Raw genomic sequence first — 26,974 nt, 5'->3', positions numbered from 1 at the left:
CAGCTAGAGCCTCAGCGTCGCGATTACCGGCGCATGATCCGACGCCCGCTCCCACCCCCGCGCTTCCTTCAGGACTTTCATCGATGTCGGCGCGTCGGCGAGCGCCGGCGTCACCCAGATGTGATCGAGGCGGCGGCCGCGATCGGCGGCCAGCCAGTCCTTGGCGCGGTAGCTCCACCAGGAATAGAGCTTCTCGGTGTCGGGCACGAAGCGGCGCATCACATCGACCCAGTCATGCGAGGCGTAGAGCTCGTTCATCAGATCGACCTCGACGGGCGTGTGGCTGACGACTTTCAGCAATTGCTTGTGCGACCAGACGTCGTGTTCGAGCGGCGCGATGTTGAGATCGCCGACCAGCACCATGCGGTTTTTCGACTTCGTCTTGTGGCCTTCGTAGAGCCGTGTCATCTCGCGAACGAAGTCGAGCTTGTGGGCGAACTTGTCGTTGATCTCGGGATCGGGCTCATCGCCACCGGCCGGCACGTAGAAATTATGGACGCGCAACCCACCCGGAATGTCGAGATCGGCCGAGAGATGGCGGCAATCGCCTTTCCCGCAAAATTCGCGCGCCTCGGTCTTCTTGAAGGGGATGCGGCTCGCGATGGCGACGCCGTGATAGCCCTTCTGGCCGTTGATCGCGACATGTTCGTAGCCGGCTTTCTTGATCGCCTTCAACGGAAAGGCGTCGTTGACGCATTTGATTTCCTGCAGGCACAGCACATCGGGCTTTTCCTGCTTCAAGAGACGTTCGACGAGCTCGATCCGCAGGCGGACGGAATTGATGTTCCAGGTGGCGATTTTGAGGTTCACGGGGGCTGTTCCGGTTGGCGGCGGGTTTCAGAAAATGTTGAGCGTCAGGCCGGCAATGCCGATGGGCCAGCGGCCGCGCGTGAAAAGCGAGAATTTGCGGCGGAAGGGATGGTCGGCATCGGCCTCGACGATCAGCGCCAGCGCCGCGCCATGCGCCGCGTGAAGGGCGGCACCGGCGGCGGCGTTCAGCAGCTCCTCGTCCTCGACCTCCCAGAAGGCGGCGGCGTCGCGCACCGCATTGCCGATGCGTTCGCCGAGCAATGCCGAGACATGCGTCATCGCGATCGTCAGCCCGTCTTCGCTCAGGCGTTCGAGCGCGTCGGACGAAAGGCTCGCGCGCAGGCCCTCCTCGGCCTCCCAATGCACCGGATCGAAATCGAGCGTCGCGGCGGCGTCGGCGGCTTCCGACCAGTCGCGCAGGCGGGCGACCTCGGCATCGGGGAAGCCCAGACCGTCGAGCCAGGAGCGCGCCAGCGCCCGCGTCTCGGCATCGAGCGGGCGGCCGAGCTTCGAGAACCACGGCATGTGGACCGCTTCCTCGGCAAAGGCGCGCAGGCCCGCCAGAATCGGGATCTCCTCCTCGAGCCGCATCAGCTCGCTGTCGGAAATGGTCAGATGCGGTTCGCCGGGTTCGTCGAAAGGGCGCGGCATGAATTCTCAAGGTCCAGGGGAAGGTGGCGCGAGTCGCGCGAACGCAGCTTAGCTGCATAAAGGGCGGGCACAAAAAAGTTGCGCCCCCCACCTTTATTTCAAGGATGGCGGGGCGCAAAAAAAGTTGCGCCCCGCCGGGGGGAGGCGAGGCGCAACCGCGCTGTTCGCGCGTGGCGCCGGGAGGGGAAAGACCGGCGCTAAAGGGGCCAGAAGCGCCGCGGCGGGTGAGCGGGGGGCAGGTCACCCGGGCGGCATAAAGCTCGGCCCTTATAGGGAACTAGATAGGTGCGGCCCGGCCGGGCTTCAATACGCTTTGTTTACACAGGTAAACTGTGGATTAATGCCACTGGAGATACCGGAAAACAGCAGGAATCCGCTCTTTTCGGTCCGATTCCCGGCCGCCGGCGGCCCATGCGGCAAACGGCCGCATGAGGCGCGCGGCAGCGGTCAGGCGACGCCGAGATCCTTCGCCGTCAGGTCGAGGCAGCGGCGGGCGAGCGCGAAAAGCTCGTCGGTTTCGCTCTCGGTGATGGTCAGTGGCGGGCTCAGGACCATCGTGTCGCCGATGGCGCGCATGATGAGGCCGTTCGAGAAGCAGTGATTGCGGCATTGCGCGCCGACGGTGCCGACGTCCGGAAACTTGCCGCGGGTCTTCCGGTCCTTGACGATCTCGATGGCGCCGAGGAGGCCGACGCCGCGTGTGCCGCCGACCAGCGGATGGGCGTCGAGTTCGGCGAGGCGCTTCTGGAAATGCGCGCCGGTGGCGCCGCCGGCCTTCTCGACCAGCTTTTCCTTCTGCATCAGTTCGAGATTGGCGAGCGCGACGGCCGCTGCGACCGGGTGGCCCGAATAAGTGTAGCCATGCGCCATCTCCTCGTCGGAATTGAAGAGGACGTCGCCGACGCGGGCACCGACGCCGACGGCGGCGATCGGCTGGTAGCCGGACGACAGGCCCTTGGCCATGTTGATCATGTCGGGCTCGATGCCGTAGGTGTCGCAGCCGAACCAGTTGCCGGTGCGGCCGAAGCCGCAGATCACTTCGTCGATATGCAGCAGCACATCGTATTTGCGGCAGATGCGCTGGATCTCGGCCCAATAGTTCGCAGGCGGAATAATCAGCCCGCCGGCGCCCTGCACGGGTTCGGCGACAAAGGCGGCGACGTTTTCAGCCCCGAGTTCGAGGATCTTGTCTTCAAGGCTTTTCGCCGCGAAAAGCCCGTGCTCTTCCGGCGTGCGCTCGCCGCCTTCGGCGAACCAGTCCGGGCATTCGACATGGACGAAGCCCGGCAGCGGCAGGTCGAATTGCGGATGAAGATGCGGCAGGCCCGACAGCGAGGCGGCGGCCAGCGTGACGCCGTGATAGGACTTCTTGCGGGCGATGAAGGTTTTCTTTTTCGGTTTGCCCATCAGGTTCCAGTAGTAGCGGATCAGCTTGATGGCGCTGTCGTTGCCTTCGGAGCCGGAATTCGCAAAGAAGAAACGGTCGATGCCTTTCGGGCAAACCTCCGACAGTTTCTGCGACAGTTCGGCCGCGTAGGGGTTCGTCGTCTGGAAGAAGTTGTTGTAGTAGGGCAGTTCCTTCAGCGCCTTGTAACCGGCTTCGGCCAGTTCCTCGCGGCCATAACCTACCTGCACACACCAGAGGCCGGCCATGCCGTCGATCAGGCGCTTGCCTTCACTGTCATAGAGATAGACGCCCTCGGCGCGGGTGATGACGCGGGCGCCGGTCCGGGCGAGGTCTTTGTGAGTCGTGAAGGGGTGGAGATGATGGGCGGCATCCATCTCCTGCCAGCGTTTGGTCTGGTTGGAAATCGCGGCTGTCTGCGACATGGGATTTGCTCCGTGTTCCGAATGAAAGAGATATGCGGAAGGACGCGCCATTGAAGGCGCGCGGAGCGGCTCTACGGATTGTAGCCGATGCGGGCGCAGAGGATCAGCAGCTCGCGCTTGGCGAGACGCATCCTTGCAGCGGGTGTGAAGGCATCGCTGGTCATGGAGTGATTATAGGGGAAGGGTCGCCGGGTGGCTAGCGACCCTTCTCACACGTTCAGCAGCAGATGCTCGCGTTCCCAGGCGGAGATCACCTGCTGATAGGCTTCGTGTTCGGTCAGCTTGACGTCCATATAGACCTGCACGAAATCCTGGCCGAGCACTTCCTTCAGTTCCGACGAGGTACGCAGATTGTCGAGCGCGTCGAGGAGGTGGCGCGGCAGGGCGTAGCGCTTGCTGTCATAGGCGTTGCCGGTCATTTCCTTGGTCGGCTTCAGGTCGTTCGTCATGCCGATATAGCCGCAGGCGAGCGACGTGGCGATGGCGAGATAGGGATTGGCGTCGGCGCCCGGCACGCGGTTTTCGATGCGCCGCCCGTTGCGCTTGGCTTCCGGCACGCGCAGGCCCACCGTGCGGTTCTCGTGGCCCCAATGGGTGTTGATGGGGGCGGCGTGGTCGCGGACGATGCGGCGGTAGGAATTGACGTTGGGTGCGATCAGCGCCATCGCGTCGGGCAGGAATTTCTGCAGGCCCGCGATATAGGCGAGGAAGAGCTTCGTGTCCTTGCCCTGTTTGTTGGCGAAAAGATTGTCGCCGGTTTCGTTGTCGACAATCGACTGGTGAATATGCATCGCGCTGCCGGGCTCGCCCTCATAGGGCTTGGCCATGAAAGTCGCGTAGATGCCGTGGCGCAAGGCGGCCTGACGCATGGTGCGCTTGAAGAGGAACGCCTGATCGGCGATTTCGAGCGGGTCGCCGTGATCGAAATTGATCTCGACCTGGGCGGCGCCCGATTCATGGATCAGCGTGTCGATGTCGAGATCCTGCGCCTCGCAGAAATCGTACATGTCCTCGAAGATCGGATCGAATTCGTTGACCGCGTCGATGCCGTAGGATTGCCGCGCGGTCTCCTGGCGGCCATTGGCGCCGACCGGCGGTTCCAGCGGATAGTCGGGGTCGATATTTTTCGCCGCCAGATAAAATTCGATCTCGGGCGCGACGACGGGCTGCCAGCCCTTCTCGTCGAACAGCGCCAGCACGCGCTTCAGCACGTTGCGCGGCGCGATCGGCACCGGGCGGCCGTCGCGGTAATTGGCGTCGCAGATGATCTGCGCCGTCGGCTCGTCGTACCAGGGCACGACGCGCACGGTCGCCGGGTCGGGATCGAGGATGATGTCGGGTTCGATGTCGCCCAGAAAGTCGCTGTCGATATAGTCGCCGGTGACGGTCTGACCGAAAATCGATTCCGGCAGCTTCAGCGAACGCTCGGTGAGGCCGGCGACGAACTTCCGTGTCGGGATGATCTTGCCGCGCGCGATGCCGGCCATGTCGGAGACCATGCATTCGACTTCGGTGATGCGGCGGTCCTTAAGCCACTTTACCAGATCGTCCGTGCTGCCGACCGTCTCCGTCTTCTCCTCGCCCATCGCCATGGGACACCTTGCTTTCCTGTGTGGACTTGTTATTCGCGGCCGCCTCGCGCACCGCGTCTCCGAATGCCCGGAAAAGTTTTTGCGAGACCGGGTTTTCCCAGTAGCGCCATTCCGGGTGCCATTGCACACCGAGCGCGAAACCTTTCGCGCCGGTCACGCGCACCGCCTCGATCGTGCCGTCCGGCGCGCGGCCCTCGACGGTGAGGCCGGGCGCGAGCTTCGCGATGCCCTGCCCATGCAGCGAGTTGACCTCGATCTTCGCGGCGCCGAGTAGGCCCTCGAAGACGCCGCCGGCCACGAGCGTAACCTCATGGGCGGGGCCATACTGAATTTCGAGCGGGTCGTCTTTCCCCTCGCGGTGGTCGAGGCGCGGCGCGAATCCTTGCTCGCCCGGCTCCTCGTGTATGTGCTGATGCAGCGTGCCGCCGAAAGCGACGTTCAATTCCTGAAAGCCGCGGCAGACGCAGAAGAGCGGCACGGCGCGCGCGACGCAGGCGCGGATCAGATCGAGCGTCAGCGCATCGCGCTGGCGGTCGAGCAGCACGCCCTCGCGCGGATGGGCGCCGCCGTAAAGTTCGGGATGGACGTTGGAATGCGAGCCGGTGAGGAAGATGCCGTCGCAAAGCGCGAAGATTTCCTCAAGGTCGGCACCAGCGTCGAGCGGCGCGCGCGGCACCGGCAGCAGCACGGGCTGGCAATCGGCGCCGCCATCGACGGCGGCGATGTATTTTTCGCCGACCGCATGAAAAGGGTGCGGACCCAGCATCTTGACGTCGCAAGGCACACCGACAATGGGCCGGCGCCGCGCGGGATTTGGGGATTTTCGGGTCATGCCCCGTCAAATTACCACGCCGGACCCCTGAAAGGTCAAGGTACCGGCTTTTGCGGGGATGCGGCGCGTGTGGAAGATAATCGACGGAACGCGCCCTACTGTCGGCCGCCGATGGCCGGGCGTTGCTCGTCGCGCAGGGTGAAGAGCGCATTGTCGGCGCGGATGCCCGACTGGACATTGCGCAAGGCAACGGTCGTTTGCAGGCCTTGCGCGTCGGTGACGACCCACTGGCGGAGCTGCATGTTGGGCTGGTCGAACACCAGCGTGATCTGGCCGGGGGCCTCGCCGGCGCGGTCGGCCAGCGTGATCAGCAGCGCGCCGGGCTGGCTTTCGACATTGAGCACGCGGGCGGACTTTGCGAGATCGACATTGGCGGCGAGAAAGAGGCTCAGCGGCGTCGAGGCGATGGGGTAGCGCTGCGCGGGCGAGGAACTGTCCTTGACCGCGACCCAGGTGCCGTCGGCGACCACCAGCAAATTGTCCGGGGGCTGATATTCAAAACGCAGGCGGCCCGGCCGGCGCAGATAGAACTTGCCCTCGGCGACCGAACCGTCGGGACCGAGCTGCAGGAAATCGCCCTGCATGTTTTCAAGCGCCGCGAGGTAGGCGCTGGCATCGTCGAGCGCCTGTTCGTCGCTCGTTGCGGCGATGGCCGCATCGGACGCCGCTTCGGCGCGCGCCGCGCCACCGCTGACAAAGGCGACGATCAACATGCCGATGCCGACGGCGGCGGCTGCGAACAGCATGCCCTGACGGCGGCGGTGATTTTGGTCGAGATTGCTCATGGCAATAAACATGGACGGCCTTTGTGGCAAAATGTGGCGCCCGTTAAGGCGTTTTGGCGGCATATTCTTGTTGGAACCTTAACGGCGAAACGGCATGAATCCGTCGTTTCGTCAGTGGTCGCCGACCAGCACCTCGCGCTTTCCCTGATGATTGGGCGGGCTGACGACGCCCTGTTCTTCCATAAGTTCGATCAGGCGCGCGGCGCGGTTGTAGCCGATCTGCAGGCGGCGCTGGATGTAGCTTGTCGAGGCGCGCTTGTCGCGCGCGACGATCGCTACCGCCTTGTCGTAGAGGTCGTCGCCGGAGCCCGGGCTCTCGAAGGCGAAGGGATCGCCGCCCTCGTCGTCTTCGGCGGTGATCGCTTCGAGATATTCCGGCACGCCCTGTTTCTTCAGGAAGGTCACGACCTTCTCGACTTCCTCGTCGGATACGAAGGGTCCGTGGACGCGGCGGATGCGGCCGCCGCCGGCCATGTAGAGCATGTCGCCCTGGCCCAGCAATTGTTCGGCGCCCTGTTCGCCCAAAATGGTGCGGCTGTCGATCTTCGACGTCACCTGGAAGGAAATGCGGGTCGGGAAATTCGCCTTGATGGTGCCGGTGATGACGTCCACCGACGGGCGCTGCGTCGCGGTGATGATGTGGATGCCGGCGGCGCGCGCCATCTGCGCGAGGCGCTGCACGGCGGCTTCGATTTCCTTGCCCGCGACCATCATCAGGTCGGCCATTTCGTCGACGATGACGACGATGAAGGGCATGGGCGCGAGGTCCATTTCCTCTTCCTCATAGATCGCCTCACCGCTTTCGCGGTCGAAACCGGTCTGCACGGTGCGCACCAGCACCTCGCCGCGCGCATTCGCTTCGGTCACGCGGGTGTTGTAGCCGTCGATGTTCCGTACACCGACTTTCGACATCTTGCGGTAGCGGTCTTCCATCTCCTTGACGACCCATTTGAGCGCCACCACGGCCTTTTTGGGTTCGGTGACGACGGGCGCCAGCAGATGCGGGATGCCGTCATAGACCGAGAGTTCGAGCATCTTCGGGTCGATCATGATGAGCTTGCACTGGTCGGGCGAGAGCCGGTAGAGCAGCGAGAGGATCATCGTGTTGATGCCGACCGATTTGCCGGAGCCCGTGGTGCCGGCAATCAAGAGATGCGGCATGCGGGCGAGATCGGAAAGCACCGGCTCGCCGCCAATGTTCTTGCCGAGCGCCAGGGTCAGCTTCGAGCCGGAGTTTTCATAGTCGCGGGTTTCGAGCAGTTCGCGCAGATAGACCATTTCGCGGCGCGCGTTCGGCAGTTCGATGCCGATGACGTTGCGGCCGGGAACGACGGCGACGCGCGTCGAGACGGCGCTCATCGAGCGGGCAATGTCGTCGGCCAGCGAAATGACGCGCGAGGATTTGATGCCGGGCGCCGGTTCGAGTTCGTAGAGTGTGACGACGGGGCCGGGGCGCACCGAAATGATTTCGCCGCGGATGCCGAAATCGTCGAGCACGGATTCGAGCAGGCGGGCATTGGCCTGCAGCGCATCGTCGGTCAGCTTCGCGGTCATTGCCGGCGGCTTCGGCTTGGCGAGCAGGCTCAAGGGCGGCAGTTGATAGTCGCCGGCGGGTTCGAGCGGGAGCTTCGGTTGCGCTTCGCGGGCGGCGCGGTTCGAGGGTTTCAGCGGTTTCGTTTCGCCGCGCGCGACGCGGGGGCCGGGGCGGTCGGATTTCGGTTCGATGCGTTCGTCGGCGATGCGGGCATTGCGCGCCTCGCGGCGGCGGGCGCGGCGTTCGGCGGCGCTGCCGTCGAGACCGCGCTGGCCGAAACCGCCGAGCGCGCCGGCGCGGGCGGCGTCGATTTCATCCTGCGACAGCGGCGCATAATCGCCGCGCCGCAAAATGCGGTCGAGGCCGTCGGTCAGACGGTCGCCGATCTCCCAGGCAAGAATGCGCAAGCGGCTCGGTTCGACATCGGGGCGATGGGGGCGGGCGGGCGCTTCATCCTCGCCGGCACGGCGGCGCGGCCGGGCGCCGGAAGCGTAGCGGCGTTCCTCTTCGGCGGCGACGGTGACCTTGCGCAGATCGCGCACCCAAATGGCGGCGGCTTTCAGATCGGCAAGCGCGATGTCGGCGGCAAAGAGGATCAGGAAAAAGGCGATGGGCGCCGTAGCCAAGGCGGTCAGCGCATAGGCGACGCCATCGACGGTGAAGGGCGAGAAGAGCGAGAAGCCGAGTGCGGCCAGCCCGTCGCCGAGCAGGCCGCCGAGACCGAGCGCCAGCGGCCAGAAGGCAAAGCGCGGCAGCGCGCTCAGGGCGGTCGCGGCGAAAAGCGTCGCGGCGAGCCAGGCGGCGACACGGAAGGCAATCAGGTTGATGCGGCGATGCGCGAAGGCGCGCGCGCCCCAGACGAACAAGGGCAGCAGCAGCAAGACACCGGCAAGGCCGAGCGTCTGAAGCAATATGTCGGCGACATAGGCGCCGGGCAGTCCCATCCAGTTGCCCGGTGCGCGCGTCGTCGCGTTGTTGAAACTCGGATCGTCGATCGACCAGCTCATCACCGCGAGCAGCAAGAAACCGCCGAGCGCGATCAGCGCGACGCCAATGCCCTCGAAGGCGCGGCGCGCCAGGAAGGCGCGCAGCGACGGCGGCAAAAAGGCGAGCGGGTCGACGAGCCAGCTCCTCACGCGCTGCATCCTCCGATGGCCCCTTGAGGCCTCCTGCTTCCGGGAGACGGTTCCCGGACGCGTCCTGCTCTTTTTCGCGGCGGGCTTGCGGCCGGCGCGCACTCCGGCACCGATCACAGAACCTCCGCCATGCGGGCCAGCGCCTCTTCGGTTTCGGCAAGACCATCGACCAGCGCCACGCGAATATAGGCCGCGCCGGGATTGCCCGGCGGACCGTAAGGCGAATCTTCGCGCGATAGATAGGCGCCCGGCAACACTTTCACGCCCGCCTTCGCCCAGAGTTCGCGCGCCGCCTTCTCGCCGTCGCCGACATCGAGCCAGAGAAAGAAGCCGCCGGCCGGCCGGTAGAAGCCCAAACGATTGCCGAGAACGCGCTCGGCGGCGTCGATCTTGGCGCGATAGAGATCGCGATTGGCGGCGGCATGGGCGTCGTCGGTCCAGCAGGCGGCGGCGGCGGCCATCAGCGGCAACGGCACTTGCGGCGCGGCGACATTGCGGAAATCGCGGAAGCGGGCCATCAGCGCCCGGCCGCCGGCGCAGAAGCCGGCGCGCAGGCCCGGCAGGCTCGAGCGCTTTGACAGCGAGTGAAAGACGATCAGATCGGCGAAGGGGTCGTTGCCGCCGGCCTCGGCGGCCAGCGCGGCCTGCAAGGCGCTTGCCGGTGGTTCGCGGTCGTAGATGTCGGCATAGCATTCGTCGACGGCCAGCACGATGCTGTGGCGGCGCGCCAGGGCGATCAGGTTTTTCAACCAGTCGAGGCTCGCGACTGCGCCTTGCGGATTGGCGGGCGAGCAGAAATAGATCATCGCGGTGCGCGCCAGCAGTTCCTCGGGCAAGGCTTCGAAATCGGGCATGAAGCCCGTTTCGCGGGTCGCCGCCACATAGACGGGCTCCGCGCCGGCGGCCAAGGCGGCTGCCGCATAGCACTGGTAGAAGGGATTGGGCATCAGGATCGCCGGGCGTTGCCCGCGCTTTTCGGGCGGTGTCGCGACGAGGGCGATGTTGAAGAGCGCCTCACGGGTGCCGTTGACCGGCAGGATCTGGAGGTCGGGATCGAGGGCGGCGTCCTTGCCGATGGCGTCGGCCAGTCCGTAGCGGCGCGCCAGCCAGCCGGCGGCGGCGGCGCGGAACGCGGCGGTGCCGACGATCGGCGGATATTTGCCGAAAAGGGCGGAATTGCGCGCGATTTCTTCCATCACGAAGGCGGGGAAGGCGTGCTGCGGCTCGCCCAGCGACATGATGAGCGGCGGCTTGCCGGGCGACACACCGTCGATCAGCGCATTGAGGCGCGGAAAGGGGCTGCCGGGCAGGCTGTCGAAACGGGAGGCGGCGGCATGGTCCGTCATGGAACTCGCGCGGGGTTCGGGACCGGACGCGAGCAAATGCGCGGGTCCCGATGGTTAAGCGTCGTGGGCCGGCGCGATCTTATCCATGGCAGTGAGGTGGGTCCAGTGGCGGCATGTCCCGCACCCGGTGGAAAAAGCTGTGGAATTCCCGCGCCTTATCCACACAATTGCAAGCAAATCATTAACCATTGGTTAACCGTCCAGGGCGACCGCCGGTCGCCCTGGAAAAATTGTCAAAAGGAGGGGGGCGGCGATGGGCCGCCCCGGAGGTCAAGCGTTCAGCGGACCGGGATCTCGGATTCCGGGTTGGCGCCGATATTGTGGATCGAGAGGTCGGCGCCGCGGTGCTCTTCCTCTGCGGTCAGGCGAATGCCGACGACCAGTTTCAGGCCGCCATAGACGACGAGGCCGAGAAGGGTGGCGTAGACGACGCCCGCCAGCGAACCGACAAGCTGGCTCATGAAGCTGACGCCACCGAGGCCGCCAAGCTCCGCCATGCCGAAAATGCCGGCCGCCAGACCGCCCCAGAGGCCGCACAGCCCGTGCAGCGGCCATACGCCCAGCACGTCGTCGATCTTCAGGCGACGCTGGCAGAAGTCGAACATCACCACAAAAAGCGCACCGGCGACGCCGCCGACGATGAGCGAGCCCGCCGGGTGCATGATGTCGGAGCCGGCGCAGACGGCGACGAGGCCGGCCAGTGCGCCGTTGTGGATGAAGCCCGGATCGTTGCGGCCGACGACGAGCGCGGCAAGGATGCCGCCGGCCATGGCCAGCACCGAGTTCATCGCGACGAGGCCCGAGACGCCCTCCAGCGATTGCGCCGAGACGACGTTGAAGCCGAACCAGCCGATGCAGAGCAGCCAGGAGCCGAGCGCCAGCCAAGGGATCGAGGAGGGCGGAAAGCCGATCAGCTTGCCGTCCTTGGTGTAGCGGCCAAGACGGCGGCCAAGCAGGATGGCGGCCGAAAAGGCCAGCCAGCCGCCGACCGCATGGACGACGATCGAGCCGGCGAAATCGTGGAAGGGTGCGCCGAACGTGCCTTCGAGCCAATCCTGGAAGCCCCAGTTGCCATTCCAGACCAGACCTTCATAGAAGGGATAGACCAGACCGACGATGATGGCGGTCGCGGCGGCCTGCGGCCAGAAGCGGGCGCGCTCGGCAATGCCGCCCGAAATGATCGCCGGAATGGCGGCGGCGAAGGTCAGCAGGAAGAAGAATTTCACAAGGTCGACGCCCTGAGGCCCGTAGCTTGCGCCCTCGGCGCTGCTGCCGCTCAGCTCGGCGGCATTGACCAGAAAGTCGACGCCATAGGCGACGCTGTAGCCGATGAAGAAGTAGGCGACCGTCGAAACGGCGAAATCCGCCAGGATTTTGACCAGCGCGTTGACCTGGTTCTTGTGACGCACCGTGCCGACTTCGAGAAAGGCGAAGCCGGAATGCATCGCGAAAACCAGAATGGCGCCCATCAGAATGAAAAAGACGTCGCCGCCCGCGCCGAGACCGGCGCTAGCGCTTTCGATCGGATCCATGGGGATCTCCCTTTCGTTGCCACCAAGGAGCCCGGTCGCGTTCCCCCCTTTTCGAGTTCCCGGCCGGACGGCTGAGGCCGTTACCGGCCTTTTTCTTCAGCGCCCTGCACAATCAAGAGGCATGCCACGACGTTGCCGGTTTGAAAGGCAAGCCGATCAATGACTTAGCAAAAAGGGGCCGGGAGAGACGCTTGGAAGCGCCTAGCGAATAGCCACGCTTTGGAGGCATTCGGATTAATTCTTGTGCATCGGCCGCGCTGGTCAAAAATCAGGCGGACGGCAATGCGAGGCGCCGCGGCGCGGATAAAAAAGGAGCCCGGGAGGGGGGACCTACCGGGCTCCAAGTGTCGCCGCCGGCGCCCCGGATTTGGTGGCAGGGGACGCCGGCGGCTGCGGGAGGAGTGCGGAGGCCCGAGGGAGACCTCCGCGCCCATGATGCGGTCTAGTTGGTCACGAACTCGGGATAGGCCTCGACGCCGATCTCGCCCTTGTCCATGCCCATCATTTCCTCTTCTTCGCTCGCCCTTATGCCGATGGTGACGCGCAGCGCCGTCCAGAGCACAAGGCTCGTGATCGCCACGAAGAGGCCGATCGAGACGACGCCTGTCGCCTGAACGGCGAAGCTCGTTTCGGCATTGGTCAGCGGAACCGCCATCGTGCCCCAGATGCCGGCGAAGAGATGGACCGGAATGGCGCCCACCACGTCGTCGATATGGAGCTTGTCGAGCAGCGGCACCGTCAGCACCACGATGACGCCGCCGATGGCGCCGATGCCGAGCGCCCAGCCGAGCGTCGGGGTCAGCGGTTCGGCCGTGATCGAGACGAGACCGGCAAGCGCGCCGTTCAACGCCATGGTGATGTCGACCTTCTTGTAGAGGAGCTGCGTCAGCGCCAGCGCCGCCACCACACCGCCGGCTGCGGCGATGTTGGTGTTGATGAAGATGGTCGCCACCGCGTTTGCGTCCGCGACGGTACCCAGCGCGAGTTGTGAGGCGCCGTTGAAGCCGAACCAGCCCAGCCAGAGGATGAAGGTGCCGAGCGTCGCCAGCGGCATGGACGAACCGGGCATCGGGTTGATGCCGCCGCCCTTGACGTATTTGCCGAGACGCGGCCCGAGGATGATCGCGCCCATCAGCGCAGCCCAGCCGCCCGTCGAGTGAACGATCGTCGAGCCGGCGAAATCGGAGAAGCCCATTTCGCTGAGCCAGCCGCCGCCCCACTGCCAGGCGCCCTGGATTGGGTAGATGAACCCGGTCAGGAAAACCGTGAAGAGGAGGAAGGGCCAGAGGCGAATGCGTTCGGCCAGCGTGCCCGACACGATCGACGCGGCGGTGGCGACGAAGACCATCTGGAAATACCAGTCGGAGGCGGACGAATAGCCCGTGCCATCTTCGGCAACGCCGCCCGTGTCGTCGACACCCCAGAGCGACAGCGAACCGAACCAGCCGCCATCGACGCCGTCATACATCAGGTTGTAGCCGACGAGGTAATAGAGGATGCCGGCGATCGAGTAGAGGCTGATGTTCTTGGTGCATTGCATGGCGACGTTTTTCGAACGCACCAGGCCCGCTTCGAGCATGGTGAAGCCCGCCGCCATCCACATGACGAGGAAACCGCCGATCAGAAACAGCAGCGTGTTGAAGATATATGCCGTTTCAGGGCCGCTCAGTTCGAACGCCTCTTCCGCGATCTCCTCGATTTCCTGCGCCATCGAGGGCACAGTCATTGCCAGTGTCGCGAGCCCCGCCATGCCCGCCAGGCGTGTGTATCTTCCTATCTTAATCATCGTTCCTCTCTCGTTAGAGGGTTGCCGTCCCCTGTTGCCGCAAAACCCCTTCAATCCGTAGGCGGATTAAAGGGCTTCCGCGTCCGTTTCGCCTGTGCGGATACGCAGCACCTGCTCGACGGAAATTACAAAAATCTTGCCGTCGCCGATCTGGCCGGTCTTGGCAGCGCCACTGATCGCGGACACGACCGCGTCGGCCTGGTCGCTGGCCACCACGATCTCGATCTTCAACTTCGGCAGAAAGTTCACCGCATACTCCGCACCGCGGTAGATTTCGGTCTGGCCCTTCTGACGGCCGTAGCCTTTGACTTCCGTCACGGTCAGGCCCTGGACGCCGATCGCGGTCAACGCTTCGCGGACTTCGTCCAGCTTGAATGGCTTGATGATCGCCATAACGAGCTTCATTTGAGTTTCCTCTTTTCTATTGCCACCGAACCGCCTCTCGCATCCGGCGTGCTGTTTGTTCGACCCTTGCCACGCCGCAAACTGCGACAGCCGCAAGGGCGCGGACCAGAGCTACCAATCAAGAACCGTGCCGCGACTGCGAAGATGCAAAAAGCGCCGGACTCGGGCGGATTTTCGTCACTCGCCGACCGGGATGCGCCGCAATGCCCATGTTGCGGCGTGTTGCTGCACAAATTCTGTGCAACCTGTTTCGACGACAGTCAGCCCACGGAGCGACACGGCGTGCGCGGGCATTTCGCACATAAAAAAGGGCGCCCCCGCGGGAGCGCCCTTTCGTTGCGGTGTGAGCGATCGTCAGTGGATCGTTTCGCCGTGCAGGCTGATGTCGAGGCCATCGACTTCTTCCTGCGGCGTCACGCGCAGGCCGAAGAAGATCTTGGTCACCATCAGCAGAACGAAGGTGCCGAGACCGCAATAGACGATCGTGGCGATGACGCCCTTGATCTGGACGCCGACCTGGGCCCAGTTGCCTTCGAGGCCGCCAAGCGGCGTGTCGCCGCCGGTGATGGCGATGGTGGCGAAGACGCCGGTCAGGATCGCGCCGACGATGCCGCCGACCGCATGGACGCCGAAGACGTCGAGCGCGTCGTCATAACCGATGGCGCGCTTGACGCTGGTGGAGGCGATGAAGCAGATGACGCCCGAGGCGAGACCGATCCAGAGCGCGCCCATCGGATCGACGAAGCCGGCCGCCGGGGTGATCGCGACGAGACCGGCAATGGCGCCGGTCGCCATGCCGAGCAGCGTCGGCTTGCGATGGACGATCCATTCGGCGGCCATCCAGCCGAGCACGGCCGTTGCGGTTGCGATCTGCGTCACCGCCATCGCCATGCCGGCATTGCCGTCGGCGGCGAGCTGCGAACCGGCGTTGAAGCCGAACCAGCCGACCCAGAGCAGCGCCGCGCCGACCATCGTCAGCACGACATTGTTGGGCGCCATGTTTTCCATGCCGAAGCCCTTGCGGGGTCCGAGCACGAGGCAGGCGACGAGACCGGCGACGCCGGCATTGATGTGCACCACCGTGCCGCCGGCGAAGTCGAGAACGCCGTCCTCGCCGAGGAAGCCGCCGCCCCAGACCCAGTGACAGATCGGCGCGTAGATGAAGATCACCCAGAGTGTCATGAAGACCAGCATGCTGGAGAACTTCATGCGGTCGGCAAAGGCGCCGACGATCAGCGCCGGGGTGATGATCGCGAAGGTCATCTGGAAGGTCATGAAGACGCTTTCGGGGATTGTGCCCGACAGCGCATCGACGGTGAGGCCCGCGAGGAAGAGATTGTCGAGGCCGCCGACCCAGGCGTTCATCGAGCCGCCATCGCTGAACGCCAGCGAGTAGCCGATGACCATCCAGACCACCGACATCAATGCGGCGATCGCGAAAATCTGTGCGCCCATCGCAACGAAATTCTTCTTGCGCACCATGCCGCCGTAGAAAAGCGCGAGACCGGGAATGGTCATCATCAGCACCAGCGCGGTGGCGGTGAGCATCCAGGCGGTGTCGCCGGCACTCAGTTCAGCGACTTCTTCCTCGGCGAGCGCGGCGCCGGCGGTTGCGGCCAGCGCGAAAATGCCCGTGGCGGCCGCCAGCGCGGTCCGGCGGACAAGCCCCCGTCTTTCGATTGTGTCGGTCATTCGTTTCTCCATGTGCCGCCGGTGAGCATGGCCCCCGGCCTTGTTGCGCGCGGCGCGCCGCCCGTCTCCCCGGCGTGCGGTCTTCCGGCGCTTGATACGCTTGTTCTCAAGAAGCATGCCGTTTGCGCCGGAAGTCGTACCCCATTGTATTTGTTAGGAAATTTCTTTCGGGAGCCGGGTGGGTCACTGTTTGCAGTCAAGAATGTGCATCGAAAATAATCAGATTTTTCAATCTGCATAATTTTTAGGCTATCTGCCTTTTCCGAGTCGGCGGCGGGCGGCGGTGAGCGCGGATTAGCGGCGCTTTTTTCAGGGAAGGGGGTGGTTTCGCGGCATCGGCGCTTCGGCTAAGCTTTCGCCACAAAAAGTGGAGTGCAACTCCGCAAACAGGGGATCGGCGCGGCCCAAGCGGCGGCTGGCGGCCGGGAAACAGGGACGGGGAGGTCATGGCGGATCTGGCAAAGAATTGGCCTGTGGCGGTCAACGCCGCGGCGGGTGTGGTGTTGGCCGGCTTTATCGGCTGGCAGTTTATTTCCGGCGGCGCGGACAGCGCCGGGACGCCGGTCGTCGAAGCGCCGGTCATCGAGACGCCGGCCGAAGAGCCTGCGCCCCGCGGACTGGCCGATATCGACGGCGCGCGCATCGCGGCGGCGGACGCGGAACCCGGCAACTGGCTTTCGCATGGCCGCACCTATGACGAGCAGCGCTTCTCGCCGCTCGACGACATCAATGACGGCAATATCGGCGAGCTTGCGCTTGCGTGGTCGCTCGACACCTATACGACGCGCGGCCTCGAGGCGACGCCGATCGTCGTCGACGGCATCATGTATCTGTCGCTCAACTGGGGCGTCACCATCGCGGTCGATGCAAAGAGCGGCAGCGAAATCTGGCGCTTCGATCCGGAAGTGCCCGGCGAGTGGGGCCGCTATGGCTGCTGCGACGTCGTCAATCGCGGCGTCGCCGTGTGGAAGGGCCGCGTCTATACCGCGAGCTTCGACGGGCGGCTATTCGCGCTCGACGCGGCGGACGGCTCCGTCGTCTGGGAAGTCAACACGATCCCCGGACCGCCTTACACGATCACCGGCGCGCCGCGCGTTTTCGGCGACAAGGTGGTGATCGGCAATGGCGGCGCCGAATATGGCGTGCGCGGCTACATCACCGCCTACGACACCGACACCGGCGAGCAGGCATGGCGTTTTTACACCGTGCCGGGCGATCCGGCGCTGCCGGTCGAACATCCCGAACTCGAAGCCGCGATGCCGACATGGAAGGGCGGCGAGTGGTGGAAGATCGGCGGCGGCGGCACGGCGTGGGACTCGATGGTCTATGAGCCGGAGAGCAACACGCTTTATGTCGGCACCGGCAACGGCTCGCCCTGGACGCGCGAGATTCGTTCGCCTGGCGGCGGCGACAATCTCTATCTGTCGTCGATCCTGGCGCTCGACGCCGATACGGGCCGCATGAAGTGGTACTACCAGACAACGCCCGGCGACAATTGGGACTACACCGCGACACAGCCGCTGATGCTTGCCGACATCGAGATCGATGGCGCACAGCGCAAGGTCATCATGCAGGCGCCGAAGAACGGCTTCTTCTATGTGCTCGACCGCGAAACCGGCAAACTGATTTCCGCCAATCCTTTCTCGACGACGACATGGGCAAGCCATGTCGATCTCGAGACGGGCCGTCCGGTCGAGACGGGCGAAGGCGAATTCGGCCATGCGACCGCCTTCGTGCTGCCGTCGGCCAATGGCGCACACAACTGGCACCCGATGGCGTTTCATCCGGGCACCGGCCTCGTCTACATCCCGACGCAGGACATCGCCGGCATCTATTCGCTGAGCGAGCAGTGGAAGAACGAGGGCACGTACACGCCGAAAGAGAACTGGTGGAACACCGGCATGGACTGGACCGCCTATATCGACGCGATCACGGCGCTGCCGGAAGTCCCGATGGAGAAGGGTTACCTGAAGGCGTGGGATCCGGTGACCGGCGAAGCGCGCTGGCAGGCGGAATACCCCGCGCCGCTCAATGGCGGTGTACTGGCGACCGCCGGCAATCTCGTTTTCCAGGGAACGGCCGACGGCTATTTCCACGCCTACAAGGCCGACACGGGCGAACGCGTCTGGTCGCAATACATCCAGACCGGCATCGTCGCCGCGCCCGTCACCTATACGGTCGATGGCGAACAATATATCGCCGTGCTGGCGGGCTGGGGCGGCGTCAATATCGTCTCGGGCGATGCGCGCACGTCGGCGGCGGCGAAATACGGCAATGAGGGACGGTTGCTCGCCTTCAAGATCGGCGGCGGCGGGGAACTGCCGCAGCTTGCGCTGCGCGACCAGTCGATCCCCGACTGGCCGGCGTTGACGGCCGACGAGGCGACGGTGCGGCAGGGCGAGATTGCCTATACGCAATACTGCATGCTCTGCCATGGCGCATTGGCGATCAGCCCGGGCGTCACGCCCGATCTTCGCCGGATGGGCGAGAATATCCGCGAACACTTCCAGGACATTGTGCGTGGCGGCATCCTGTCGGATAACGGCATGGCAAGCTTTGCCGATCTCGTCAGCGAGGAAGACGTCGAGGCGATCCTCTCCTATATCCAGAAGCGGGCGCTTGAAGACAAGGCGCGGGGCGAACCGACCAACTGACGGGCGGGACGCCGGCAAGGAAAGAAACCCCGGAGAGAAATCTCCGGGGTTTTTTGCTTTCAATGCAAGGCGCGCTCGACGGCAAGGGCGAGGCCGAGCAGCTTTTCCTCCGTGAACGGATGGCTTTGCAGCATCAAGCCGACCGGCAGGCCGAGCTTGTCGTAGCCCGCCGGAAGCGTGATCGCGCAGAGGCCGAGCTGGTTGCCGATGGTCGCATTCCGGAGCGCCATGCGATTGGCGCGGAAGTAAGGCTCGCCGCCGGCTTCGAGCGACGCGATCGGCGGCGGCGAGATGGCGACGGTCGGCAGGAGCACCGCATCGACGCCTGCGGTCGCCGCCAGGTAGCGGGCGCGGATTTCGGCGCGCTTCAGATCGGCGGCGGCGATGCCGGATGCGGTGAGTGCCGCGCCCGCCATCACGCGCTCGTAAACCGGCGGATAGATGTCCGTCTTGTTGGCGGCCAGCATCTCGCCCCATTGCGCATGGGCTTCGGCGACGAGGCGGCTCGAACCCGGCGCCCAGGCGAGCGCGTCGATTTCGTCGAGTTCGGGCAGCTTGTGTTCGACAATACGCGCGCCGGCATGGACGAGGCGGCGGATCGCCGCTTCGAGCGCCGTGGCGACGCCCTCGTCGAGGCCTTCCCATGCGATGCCGCCGGGCAGCCAGAAGACGGCGCGGGAAAGATCGAAAGGCTGAAGCGCGCGTGCCTGATTTCCTTCGAGAAGCGCGAGCAGCGCGGCCGCGTCCTCGACGGTTTTTGCCAGCGGACCCACCGTGTCGAAGGTCGGCGAAAGCGGCACCGTGCCCGCGAGCGGCAGGTGGCCCGCCGTCGTCTTCAAGCCGACAAGACCGTTCCATGCGGCGGGGATGCGCACCGAGCCGCCGGTGTCGGTGCCGATGGCGGCGGCGGCCAGCCCGCGCGCCACCGAAACGCCGGCGCCCGCCGAGGAGCCGCCCGGCACACGCTCGATATGATCGTCATGCGCATTGGCGGGTGTGCCGAAATTCGGATTGATGCCGAGGCCGGAGAAGGCAAGCTCGGTCATCGACGTCTTGCCGAGACAGATGGCGCCGGCGCGGGTGGCGCGCGCCAGCACGTCGGCATCGCGTTCGGGCACACGATTTTTCAGCGGCAATGAGCCTGCCGCCGTCGCCTCGCCGGCGGTGTCGAACAGGTCTTTCCAGGAAAGCGGCACGCCGTCGAGCGCGTGGCGGCGCAAACCGCTCCTTGCGCGTGCGGCGGCGGCATCGGCCTCGGCGCGGGCGCGGGGCCCGAGCAGGCGCACATAGATGCGATGCGCCGGATCGGCGGCGGTGGCGCGGGCCAGGAAATCGTCCGTCACGGCGCGCGGGTCGGCCTCGCCGCTTTCGAAGCGGCGGCCGAGTTCGAGCGCCGTCAGGCCGGCGAATTCCATGTGCCTCTCCTTCATTTTTGCGGAGATTAGGCCCGCCGGGTGCTTGCGTCCATCCGCCCCTTGCCTTTGGCGTCCGCGCGGCCGATCTTGCTTCGATGAGCGGTGCGAGCGACAGCGATGTACTGATTGTCGGCGGCGGGTTGACCGGCCTGCCGCTGGCGCTGGCCTGCGCGCAAGGCGGATTGAGCGTCACCGTGGTCGACGTGCTCGACCCGGCGACGGCGACGGACGCCAAATTCGACGGCCGCGTGTCGGCCATTGCGTTTGCCTCCTGCCGGATGTTCGAGCGGCTGGGCGTCACCGCGCATCTTCAAGGCCAGATGCAGCCGATCAACGACATCATGGTGTCGGACGGGCGGGTGCGCGAGGGCGCCTCGCCCTTGTTCCTGCATTTCGACCACAAGGAAATCGGCGACGAACCGCTCGGGAATCTGATCGAGAACCGGCATATCCGCATCGCGCTGCAAAAGGCGGTGGAGGCCGAACCGGCGATCCGGCTCGTCGCGCCGCAATCGGTGAAGCGCGTCGAATACGGCGCCGGCGTCACCGCGACGCTCGCCAATGGCGAAAGCGTGACGGCGCGGCTTTGCTTCGCCGCCGACGGGCGCAATTCGCCGACGCGCGAGGCGGCCGGCATCCGCACCGTCGGCTGGGACTACGGGCAGACCGGCATTGTCTGCACCGTCGAGCACGAATTGCCGCATGAGGGCGTCGCGCAGGAATATTTCCTGCCCGGCGGGCCCTTCGCGATCCTGCCGATGGTCGGCAACCGCGCGTCGCTGGTCTGGACCGAAAAGACCGCGGACGCAAAAGCGATCCTTGCGCTTGGCGATGATGCTTTCGCCGAGGAGATGCGGGCGCGCTTCGGCGACTATCTCGGGACATGCGCGCCTGTCGGACCGCGCTGGTCCTATCCGCTGACGCTGCAGCTTGCGCGCGATTATGTGCGGCCACGCCTCGCGCTTGTCGGCGATGCGGCGCATGGCATCCATCCGATTGCCGGCCAGGGGCTCAATCTCGGACTGCGCGATGTCGCGGCGGCGGCCGAAGTCGTCGTCGATGCGGCGCGGCTCGGGCTCGATATCGGCGCGCTCGACGTGCTGGAGCGTTACCAGCGCTGGCGGCGTTTCGACAATGTGGCGCTGTCGCTGCTGATGGACGGGCTCAACCGGCTCTTCTCCAACGACATCGGCCCGCTCAGGCTGGCGCGCGATCTCGGGCTCGGGATCGTCAACGAACTGCCGCCGCTCCGCCGCTTCTTCATGCGTCATGCCGGCGGCGCCGTCGGCGACCTGCCGCGGCTCTTGAAGGGTGAGGCGGTTTAGTCACTCGCGGGCGAGGCCTTCGCGCTCCAGCGCCGTCAGATAATCCGTCCAGATTTTTTCGCCGTCGCGGCCCAGCCGATAGAGCGTCTCCCAGGTGAAGAGGCCGGTGTCGTGGCCGTCGTCGAAGACGATGCGCAGCGCGTAATTGCCGACGGGTTCGAGCGCGACGATGGTGACGTTCGCCTTGCCGGGCACGGTCTTCTTTTGTCCGCTCCCATGACCTTGCACTTCGGCCGATGGGCTTTCGACGCGCAGCAGCTCCGCCGCGAGACGAAAATGCGCGCCGTCATCGAAGGATATTTCGAGAAGGCGTTCGGATTTTTTCAGTTTGATTTCGACCGGCCAGGGATGCGTATCAGGCATCGTCGAGCGACCGGGCCTCGTCGACCAGCATGATCGGAATGCCGTCGCGGATCGGGAAGGCGAGACGCGCCTTCTCCGAAATCAGCTCCTGCTTTTCGCGGTCGTAGCGCAGCGTCGTCTTGGTGACGGGGCAGACCAGAATTTCGAGCAGCTTCGGATCGACTTCCATGCGCTGGCCGCGGGCGCTTTCCTGTGTCTCGGTCATGTTTCTTTCCGTTTGTTGTGCCGCTTGCGCTACTGCACCGTGGCGTCGCCCGGCGAGAGTTCGCGCAGCGCCTGTTCGGTGAGCGCAATCAGCATCTGGTTGCGGTCTTCCAGCGTCTTCGCTTCGAGCAAGGCCTGCTTCTCGCGCGGCCCATAGGGGCTGATGGTGCAGAGCGAGTTGACCAGCGTTTCGTTCGACGACAGCTTGATGGCGCGCCAGTCGGCCTGCAGGCCATGCGTGTCGAGATATTCCTTCAGGATTTCGAGCAGGCGTTCGCGGGAGACCTCGTCCTGCCCGTGGCCGGGCGTCAGGTCGTCGGCGAAAGCGTCCCAGTCGACTTCGAATTGACGGTAGGGCGTCATTGCCGGCAGTTCCGGCCCGAGGACGAAGCGGCAGATGCCCGTCAGCGTGATGACCATGCGTCCGTCGCCGGTTTCGGCAAAGGAGGTGACGCGGCCGGCGCAACCGGTGGCGCAGAGCGGCGGCTTGCGGCCGTCGATCTGCGAGGCGAGGATCGCCTCGTCGCCGTCGGGCTGAACCATGCCGACAATACGGTCGCCGCGAATGGCATCGTCGATCATCTTCAGATAGCGCGGTTCGAAAATGTTGAGCGGCAATTGTCCGCGCGGCAGCAGGATCGCGCCGGCAAGCGGAAAGACCGGGATCGTTCCCGGCAGGTCCGCCGTCGTCCGGTATCGATCCGTGAAACTCATGCCGATCCTAGCTGAACAGGATGGAGGAAAGACGGCGGCGTCCGCTCAGCGTCGCCTCGTCTTTCGGTCCATAGGCTTCGAAAAATTCGACGAGCTGCTTGCGCGCCGCCTCTTCGTTCCAGTTGCGGTCGTATTCGACGATGATCAGAAGTTCCTCCACCGCGCGTTCGCGTTCGCCGGCGGCGTTCAGCGCCAGCGCCAGGTCGAAGCGCGCCTGATGATCCTTCGGGTTCGCCTTGATGCGTTCGATGAGTTCGGAGACGTCGCCGAGATCGGCGGCCTTCTCGGCCAGCGACAGCGCCGCTTCGGCGGCGGTGAAGGCCGGATCGTTTTTTCCGTCGGGCCGGACAAGCGCCAGCGTCTGGCGGGCGCGGTCGAGATCGCCGGCCTCGATGTAACAGCGGGCAAGGCCCGCGACCGCCGCCGGGTGGCCGGGTTCTTCCTGCACGGCTTGCGCGAAGGCCTGCGCGGCGCGGGAAAGATCGCGCGCCTCGAGCGCTTCCTCAGCCATTTCGATCAGCTGCTCGGCGGGCGAGGGTTCAAGACCGCCGGCGAGACGCTCGATGAAGGCTTTCACCTGGCTCTCGGGCAGGGCGCCCATGAAGCCGTCCACGGGCTGACCGTTCTTGAAGGCATAGACGGCCGGGATCGACTGGATGCGCAATTGCTGGGCGACCGCCGGATGGTCGTCGATGTTCATCTTGACGAGCTTCACCGCACCGCGGGCCGCCAGCACCGTCTTTTCGAGGATCGGGGTCAGCTGCTTGCAGGGCCCGCACCACGGGGCCCAGAAATCGACGATCACCGGGACCGCCCGCGAGGCTTCCAGCACATCCTGCGCAAAGGTCTGGGTGGTGGTGTCGACGATCAGGCCTTCCGCGTCGGCGGCGCCTTGTCCGATGATCGGTTCCATGTTTCTCGGCCTTCTTCTCCTGCTCCTTAAGATGGAGCGGCGGCGTTGTGAGACAATGGTGTAGCGCGGGGCGAGCGGGCGGCGCAAGAATTGGGAGAATTCTTTGTGACGGCTCTGGCAAAGGCCAGCCCGACGCCTCACATATGGGCCTTGGTGGCAATATGAGGGGGGATACCGATGTCGTCTGCGCTTTTCCGGATCGTTCTGGTGCTTTCGGGCGCCGCGGTGATTTTTCTGGCGCTCAATGTGGCGCTGGGCGGCATCCCGACCATGGGCTGGCTCGGCGAGCGGCCGTTCCTTTCGGTCACCGACGAGGCGCAATATGCGCTGATCGACAATCATGTGCGGTTTTTCGGCGGGCTGTTTGCCGGGCTCGGCCTCCTTCTCTTTCTTGCCGCCACCGATCCGGTCAAGTACCGGCAGGCGACGATGCTGGTCTTCGGCGCCATTTTCGTCGGCGGACTGGCGCGCTTTTCGGCGCCGGACATTTCGGTGGTCTTCGCCCCCGAAATCGTCAATTCGCTGGCGGCCGAGCTCGTGCTGATGCCGCTGCTCGCCTTCTGGCTGTCGCGGCTCAGCCGCTAACCGGCGGCCGCCACCAGATCGACGATCATCGGCCGATGGCCGGTGAGCGCCAGGAAGGCCATGAAATCGTCGCGGGAAAGCGCCGTGGTGGCGGTGTTTTCGAGCGGGTGGTAGTTGAGCCGTTCATGCGCCAGCATCGGTGCATCGAGGACCACGGTGACGCGATGCTCATGGTCGTTGACGAGGGCGAAAGGCGTCACGGAGCCCGGACGGACGCCCAGCACCTCCCACATCAGCTCGGCATTGCCGAAGGAGAGCCGGGCGCTGCCCAGCGGTTTGGCGAGATTGTTGAGCTTCAGTTCGCGCTCCTCCAGCGTCACGATCAGCCAGAGGCGGCCCTTCTTGTCCTTCAGGAAGAGGTTCTTGCAGAAGGCGCCCTGGCGCGCCGCTTCCGGCCATGAGGCGCGATGGCCTTGCGCTTCCTCGACCGTGTGAAGGGCAGGATGGGTACGGGTTTGATGCGCGATACCTTGCGCCGCCGCCCAGGCGAGGAAGGCCGCGCTTGTTGTCAGTTTCGGGGTTGCATCGCCGGTCATCGCTCCTGATTGGCATGGATTTCCGGCGGAAAACAAGGGCCTTGCATTGGTTCTGGCGATAGGCCATAAAACCGCCCTCACAGGCGGCCGCCCGATTTTCGGGCGTCACCTGACCCGGATGCGGGCGTAGCTCAGGGGTAGAGCACAACCTTGCCAAGGTTGGGGTCGTGAGTTCGAATCTCATCGCCCGCTCCAGATTTACGAAGCCGCCGCGAGGCGGCTTTTTCTTTGGCTCGCGTTCGACAAGAGGGGGTTTCCACCGATGATTTCCGGTTCCGCTGCCTGCCCTTGCGGCTCGGGCCTTACATTTTCCGCCTGCTGCGAGCCGCATCTGACCGGCGCGAAGCTGCCGCCGACGCCCGAGGCCTTGATGCGCTCGCGCTATGCGGCCTTCGCCACCGGCAATATCGACTATCTGGAAGAAACGCTGCTGCCGGGCACGCGCGAGGATTTCGACCGCAAGGGCGCCGCCGACTGGGCGGCGGCCAGCGAATGGACCGGTCTTGAAATCCGCCACACGCAGGGCGGCGGGCCCGGCGAGGCGGAAGGCGTCGTCGAATTCGTCGCGCATTACACCCAAAGCGGCGACAAGCGGCTTCACCACGAGACCAGCCGCTTCCGCCGCCAGGACGGGCGCTGGTTCTATGTCGACGGCATCATGGGCGCGCGGCCGCGCCATGTCGAAAAAATCGGTCGCAACGATCCTTGTTCTTGCGGCTCGGGCAAGAAATACAAGAAGTGCTGCGGCATGGCCGCCTGAGCCTCGCGGCTTCCACGGCCCGGCTATTCATGCTCCACTTTGGAAAACGAAATCGGGTCCGCAACAATGCAGGGCCGGGTATCAAGGGGGCGGGCGTTGGATTCTCACAACCGTGCGGCGGATGACGAGCCCTTGCGCATTCAGGTGCCGGGGCAGGCAAGCGCGCAGCTTCTGTCGGCGACGGGCGCCCATGCCGCCAACGGTCTCGGGCAGTGGAGCTGGGCCGTTTTCGAATGGGCGCGCAATCCTTACGTCATTCTGATCACCATCTACATTTTCTCGCCCTATTTCTCGAATGTCGTGGTCGGCGATCCGGTGCGCGGCCAGGCGATCTGGGGCAACATCAACGGCGTCGCCGGTTTCTTCATCGCCTGTCTCGGGCCGGTGCTGGGCGCCATCGCCGACACGGGCGGACGGCGCAAGCCGTGGATCGCTTTTTTCGTCGCGCTGATGGTGCCGGCGATTTTCATGCTGTGGTGGGCGATGCCGGGCGGCGAAGGGCTGTCGATCCTCACCATCGCGGTGCTGATCGTGTTGATCGCGGTCGCCTTCGAATTTTCCGCCGTCTTCCACAATTCGATGCTGCCGGCGGTCGCGCCGCATGAGCGCATCGGCTTTCTGTCGGGCCTCGGTCTTGCGCTCGGCAATGCCGGTGCGCTGCTCATTCTCTGTTTCATGCTCTGGGCCTTCGTGCTGCCCGGCGTTGTCGGCTGGGGCTTCGTGCCCGAGGCGCCGCTTTTCGGCATCGATGCGGGCGCGCATGAGAACAGCCGCATCTCGGGCCCGATCGTCGCCGTCTGGATGTTCCTCTTCACGCTGCCGTTGCTGTTATGGACGCCGGATGTTTCGGGGTCGGGTGTGCCGGTGGCGACGGCGATCCGGCGCGGCATCGGCTCGGTCGTCGGCACGGTGAAGAAGCTCCGGCACTATCGCAACATCGCGATCTATCTCGTGGCGCGCATGTTTTACAATGACGGCAAGACGGCGGTGCTGATTTTCGGCGGCGTTTACGCGGCCGGCGTTTTCGGCTGGGACGTGCTGACGCTCACCGTCTACGGCATCGTGCTGTCGGTCTTCGCCGTTGCAGGCGGTTTTTTCGGCGGTTGGCTCGACGACACGTTCGGTTCGAAGCGCGCCATCATCGTTTCGATCGGCGGCACCTGCATTGGTCTGGTGCTTGCGATCTCGATGACGCCGACCGAGATGTTCTTCTTTATTCCGCACGACCCGGCAACCGCGCCGCCGGTCTGGAACCTGCCCTTCTTCGCGACGCTGCCGGAACTCATGTATCTGATCGTCGTGCTGATCGTCGCCATCTGCATCACGGCCGCCTATGCCAACAGCCGCACCATGCTGGCGCGCATCGCGCCGGTGTCGAAGATGTCGGAGTTTTTTGGCATCTATGCGCTGTCGGGCACCGCGACGGCCTTTCTCGGGCCGCTGCTCGTCGGTGTCGTGACGCATATGTTCCAGAGCCAGCGCATCGGCTTTGCCTCGATCCTCATTCTGCTCGGGCTCGGTCTTGCGGGCATGTTCTTCGTCAAGGAAGAACGCGCGGAGGCAGTCGATTGAAC

Annotated in this window: 23 protein-coding genes and 1 tRNA gene; 6 read left to right on the top strand and 18 right to left on the bottom strand. The window is 65.0% G+C overall.

The features are described from left to right. Positions 1-3: 3 nt before the first annotated feature. From KF719_RS09885 to KF719_RS09830, 12 genes are all read right to left on the bottom strand, one after another. A complete protein-coding gene (locus KF719_RS09885; RefSeq protein ID WP_293508549.1) occupies positions 4-810 on the bottom strand; it encodes an exodeoxyribonuclease III in 807 nt (268 codons plus the stop codon). Between the two features lie 27 nt (positions 811-837). Beyond that, on the bottom strand, positions 838-1,461 hold the full coding sequence (locus KF719_RS09880; protein WP_293508548.1) for a hypothetical protein: 624 nt from the start codon (positions 1,459-1,461) through the stop codon (positions 838-840). Between the two features lie 447 nt (positions 1,462-1,908). After that, positions 1,909-3,291 carry an aspartate aminotransferase family protein gene (locus KF719_RS09875; RefSeq protein WP_293508547.1) on the bottom strand — a complete coding sequence of 461 codons (1,383 nt, stop codon included), beginning with the start codon at positions 3,289-3,291 and terminating at the stop codon, positions 1,909-1,911. 209 nt (positions 3,292-3,500) lie between these two features. Beyond that, positions 3,501-4,883, bottom strand: coding sequence for a glutamine synthetase family protein (locus KF719_RS09870; RefSeq protein ID WP_293508546.1), 1,383 nt, complete (start codon positions 4,881-4,883; stop codon positions 3,501-3,503). Then, positions 4,819-5,715 carry a gamma-glutamyl-gamma-aminobutyrate hydrolase family protein gene (locus KF719_RS09865; RefSeq protein WP_293508545.1) on the bottom strand — a complete coding sequence of 299 codons (897 nt, stop codon included), beginning with the start codon at positions 5,713-5,715 and terminating at the stop codon, positions 4,819-4,821. Before KF719_RS09865 ends, KF719_RS09870 begins: the two co-directional genes overlap by 65 nt. Before the next feature lie 95 nt (positions 5,716-5,810). Then, the gene (locus KF719_RS09860; protein WP_293508544.1) at positions 5,811-6,500 is read right to left on the bottom strand and encodes an outer membrane lipoprotein carrier protein LolA; all 690 of its coding nucleotides are present in this window, start codon (positions 6,498-6,500) and stop codon (positions 5,811-5,813) included. A 111-nt stretch (positions 6,501-6,611) separates the two neighbouring features. Then, positions 6,612-9,179, bottom strand: a complete 2,568-nt coding sequence (locus tag KF719_RS09855; protein WP_293508543.1) for a DNA translocase FtsK 4TM domain-containing protein — start codon at positions 9,177-9,179, stop codon at positions 6,612-6,614. Between the two features lie 104 nt (positions 9,180-9,283). Beyond that, complete coding sequence (locus tag KF719_RS09850; RefSeq protein WP_293508542.1) at positions 9,284-10,516, bottom strand: aminotransferase class I/II-fold pyridoxal phosphate-dependent enzyme; 1,233 nt, start codon at positions 10,514-10,516, stop codon at positions 9,284-9,286. Between the two features lie 278 nt (positions 10,517-10,794). After that, positions 10,795-12,048, bottom strand: a complete 1,254-nt coding sequence (locus KF719_RS09845; RefSeq protein WP_293508541.1) for an ammonium transporter — start codon at positions 12,046-12,048, stop codon at positions 10,795-10,797. Positions 12,049-12,490: 442 nt separating this feature from the next. Next, on the bottom strand, positions 12,491-13,834 hold the full coding sequence (locus KF719_RS09840) for an ammonium transporter (RefSeq protein ID WP_293508540.1): 1,344 nt from the start codon (positions 13,832-13,834) through the stop codon (positions 12,491-12,493). Positions 13,835-13,900: 66 nt separating this feature from the next. Then, on the bottom strand, positions 13,901-14,239 hold the full coding sequence (locus KF719_RS09835) for a P-II family nitrogen regulator (RefSeq protein ID WP_293508539.1): 339 nt from the start codon (positions 14,237-14,239) through the stop codon (positions 13,901-13,903). 354 nt (positions 14,240-14,593) lie between these two features. Next, positions 14,594-15,931: an ammonium transporter gene (locus tag KF719_RS09830; protein ID WP_293508538.1), complete on the bottom strand. Its 1,338-nt coding sequence runs from the start codon at positions 15,929-15,931 to the stop codon at positions 14,594-14,596. Positions 15,932-16,377: 446 nt separating this feature from the next. Here KF719_RS09830 and KF719_RS09825 point away from each other — a divergent pair, with 446 nt between their 5' ends. Beyond that, positions 16,378-18,585: a PQQ-dependent dehydrogenase, methanol/ethanol family gene (locus KF719_RS09825; protein ID WP_293508537.1), complete on the top strand. Its 2,208-nt coding sequence runs from the start codon at positions 16,378-16,380 to the stop codon at positions 18,583-18,585. A gap of 59 nt (positions 18,586-18,644) precedes the next feature. On the opposite strand, the gene KF719_RS09820 is transcribed toward KF719_RS09825, so the two are convergent. Further along, positions 18,645-20,000, bottom strand: coding sequence for an amidase (locus tag KF719_RS09820; protein WP_293508536.1), 1,356 nt, complete (start codon positions 19,998-20,000; stop codon positions 18,645-18,647). Between the two features lie 95 nt (positions 20,001-20,095). Here KF719_RS09820 and KF719_RS09815 point away from each other — a divergent pair, with 95 nt between their 5' ends. After that, the gene (locus KF719_RS09815; protein WP_293508535.1) at positions 20,096-21,325 is read left to right on the top strand and encodes an FAD-dependent monooxygenase; all 1,230 of its coding nucleotides are present in this window, start codon (positions 20,096-20,098) and stop codon (positions 21,323-21,325) included. Here the strand turns inward: KF719_RS09815 and KF719_RS09810 are convergent, their stop codons facing one another. Genes KF719_RS09810 through trxA form a run of 4 tightly spaced genes read right to left on the bottom strand, consistent with a single transcriptional unit; the run spans position 21,326 to position 23,519 of the window. After that, positions 21,326-21,688: a DUF971 domain-containing protein gene (locus KF719_RS09810; protein WP_293508534.1), complete on the bottom strand. Its 363-nt coding sequence runs from the start codon at positions 21,686-21,688 to the stop codon at positions 21,326-21,328. Then, on the bottom strand, positions 21,681-21,893 hold the full coding sequence (locus KF719_RS09805) for a Trm112 family protein (RefSeq protein ID WP_293508533.1): 213 nt from the start codon (positions 21,891-21,893) through the stop codon (positions 21,681-21,683). The genes KF719_RS09810 and KF719_RS09805 overlap by 8 nt, the downstream gene beginning before the upstream one ends. A 29-nt stretch (positions 21,894-21,922) precedes the next feature. Next, on the bottom strand, positions 21,923-22,606 hold the full coding sequence (locus KF719_RS09800; RefSeq protein ID WP_293508532.1) for an LON peptidase substrate-binding domain-containing protein: 684 nt from the start codon (positions 22,604-22,606) through the stop codon (positions 21,923-21,925). A 7-nt stretch (positions 22,607-22,613) separates the two neighbouring features. After that, positions 22,614-23,519, bottom strand: a complete 906-nt coding sequence (trxA, locus tag KF719_RS09795; RefSeq protein ID WP_293508531.1) for a thioredoxin — start codon at positions 23,517-23,519, stop codon at positions 22,614-22,616. A 177-nt stretch (positions 23,520-23,696) separates the two neighbouring features. Here trxA and KF719_RS09790 point away from each other — a divergent pair, with 177 nt between their 5' ends. Continuing rightward, positions 23,697-24,104: a DUF4345 domain-containing protein gene (locus KF719_RS09790; RefSeq protein WP_293508530.1), complete on the top strand. Its 408-nt coding sequence runs from the start codon at positions 23,697-23,699 to the stop codon at positions 24,102-24,104. Here the strand turns inward: KF719_RS09790 and KF719_RS09785 are convergent. After that, positions 24,101-24,640 carry a prolyl-tRNA synthetase associated domain-containing protein gene (locus KF719_RS09785; RefSeq protein WP_293508529.1) on the bottom strand — a complete coding sequence of 180 codons (540 nt, stop codon included), beginning with the start codon at positions 24,638-24,640 and terminating at the stop codon, positions 24,101-24,103. The genes KF719_RS09790 and KF719_RS09785 overlap by 4 nt on opposite strands. Positions 24,641-24,760: 120 nt before the next feature. Here KF719_RS09785 and KF719_RS09780 point away from each other — a divergent pair. The 3 genes from KF719_RS09780 (at position 24,761) to KF719_RS09770 (ending at position 26,972) form a co-directional block, all read left to right on the top strand. Then, a tRNA-Gly gene (locus tag KF719_RS09780) sits at positions 24,761-24,835 on the top strand. 67 nt (positions 24,836-24,902) lie between these two features. Continuing rightward, on the top strand, positions 24,903-25,400 hold the full coding sequence (locus KF719_RS09775) for a YchJ family protein (RefSeq protein WP_293508528.1): 498 nt from the start codon (positions 24,903-24,905) through the stop codon (positions 25,398-25,400). Between the two features lie 96 nt (positions 25,401-25,496). Continuing rightward, the gene (locus tag KF719_RS09770; RefSeq protein ID WP_293508527.1) at positions 25,497-26,972 is read left to right on the top strand and encodes an MFS transporter; all 1,476 of its coding nucleotides are present in this window, start codon (positions 25,497-25,499) and stop codon (positions 26,970-26,972) included. Positions 26,973-26,974: the final 2 nt, after the last annotated feature.

This window comes from Parvibaculum sp., assembly GCF_019635935.1.
In the GTDB taxonomy this organism is placed as follows: Bacteria; Pseudomonadota; Alphaproteobacteria; order Parvibaculales; family Parvibaculaceae; genus Parvibaculum.
Note: the sequence above shows the minus strand (reverse complement) of the source record. Positions and strands in the feature narration are given on the sequence as shown.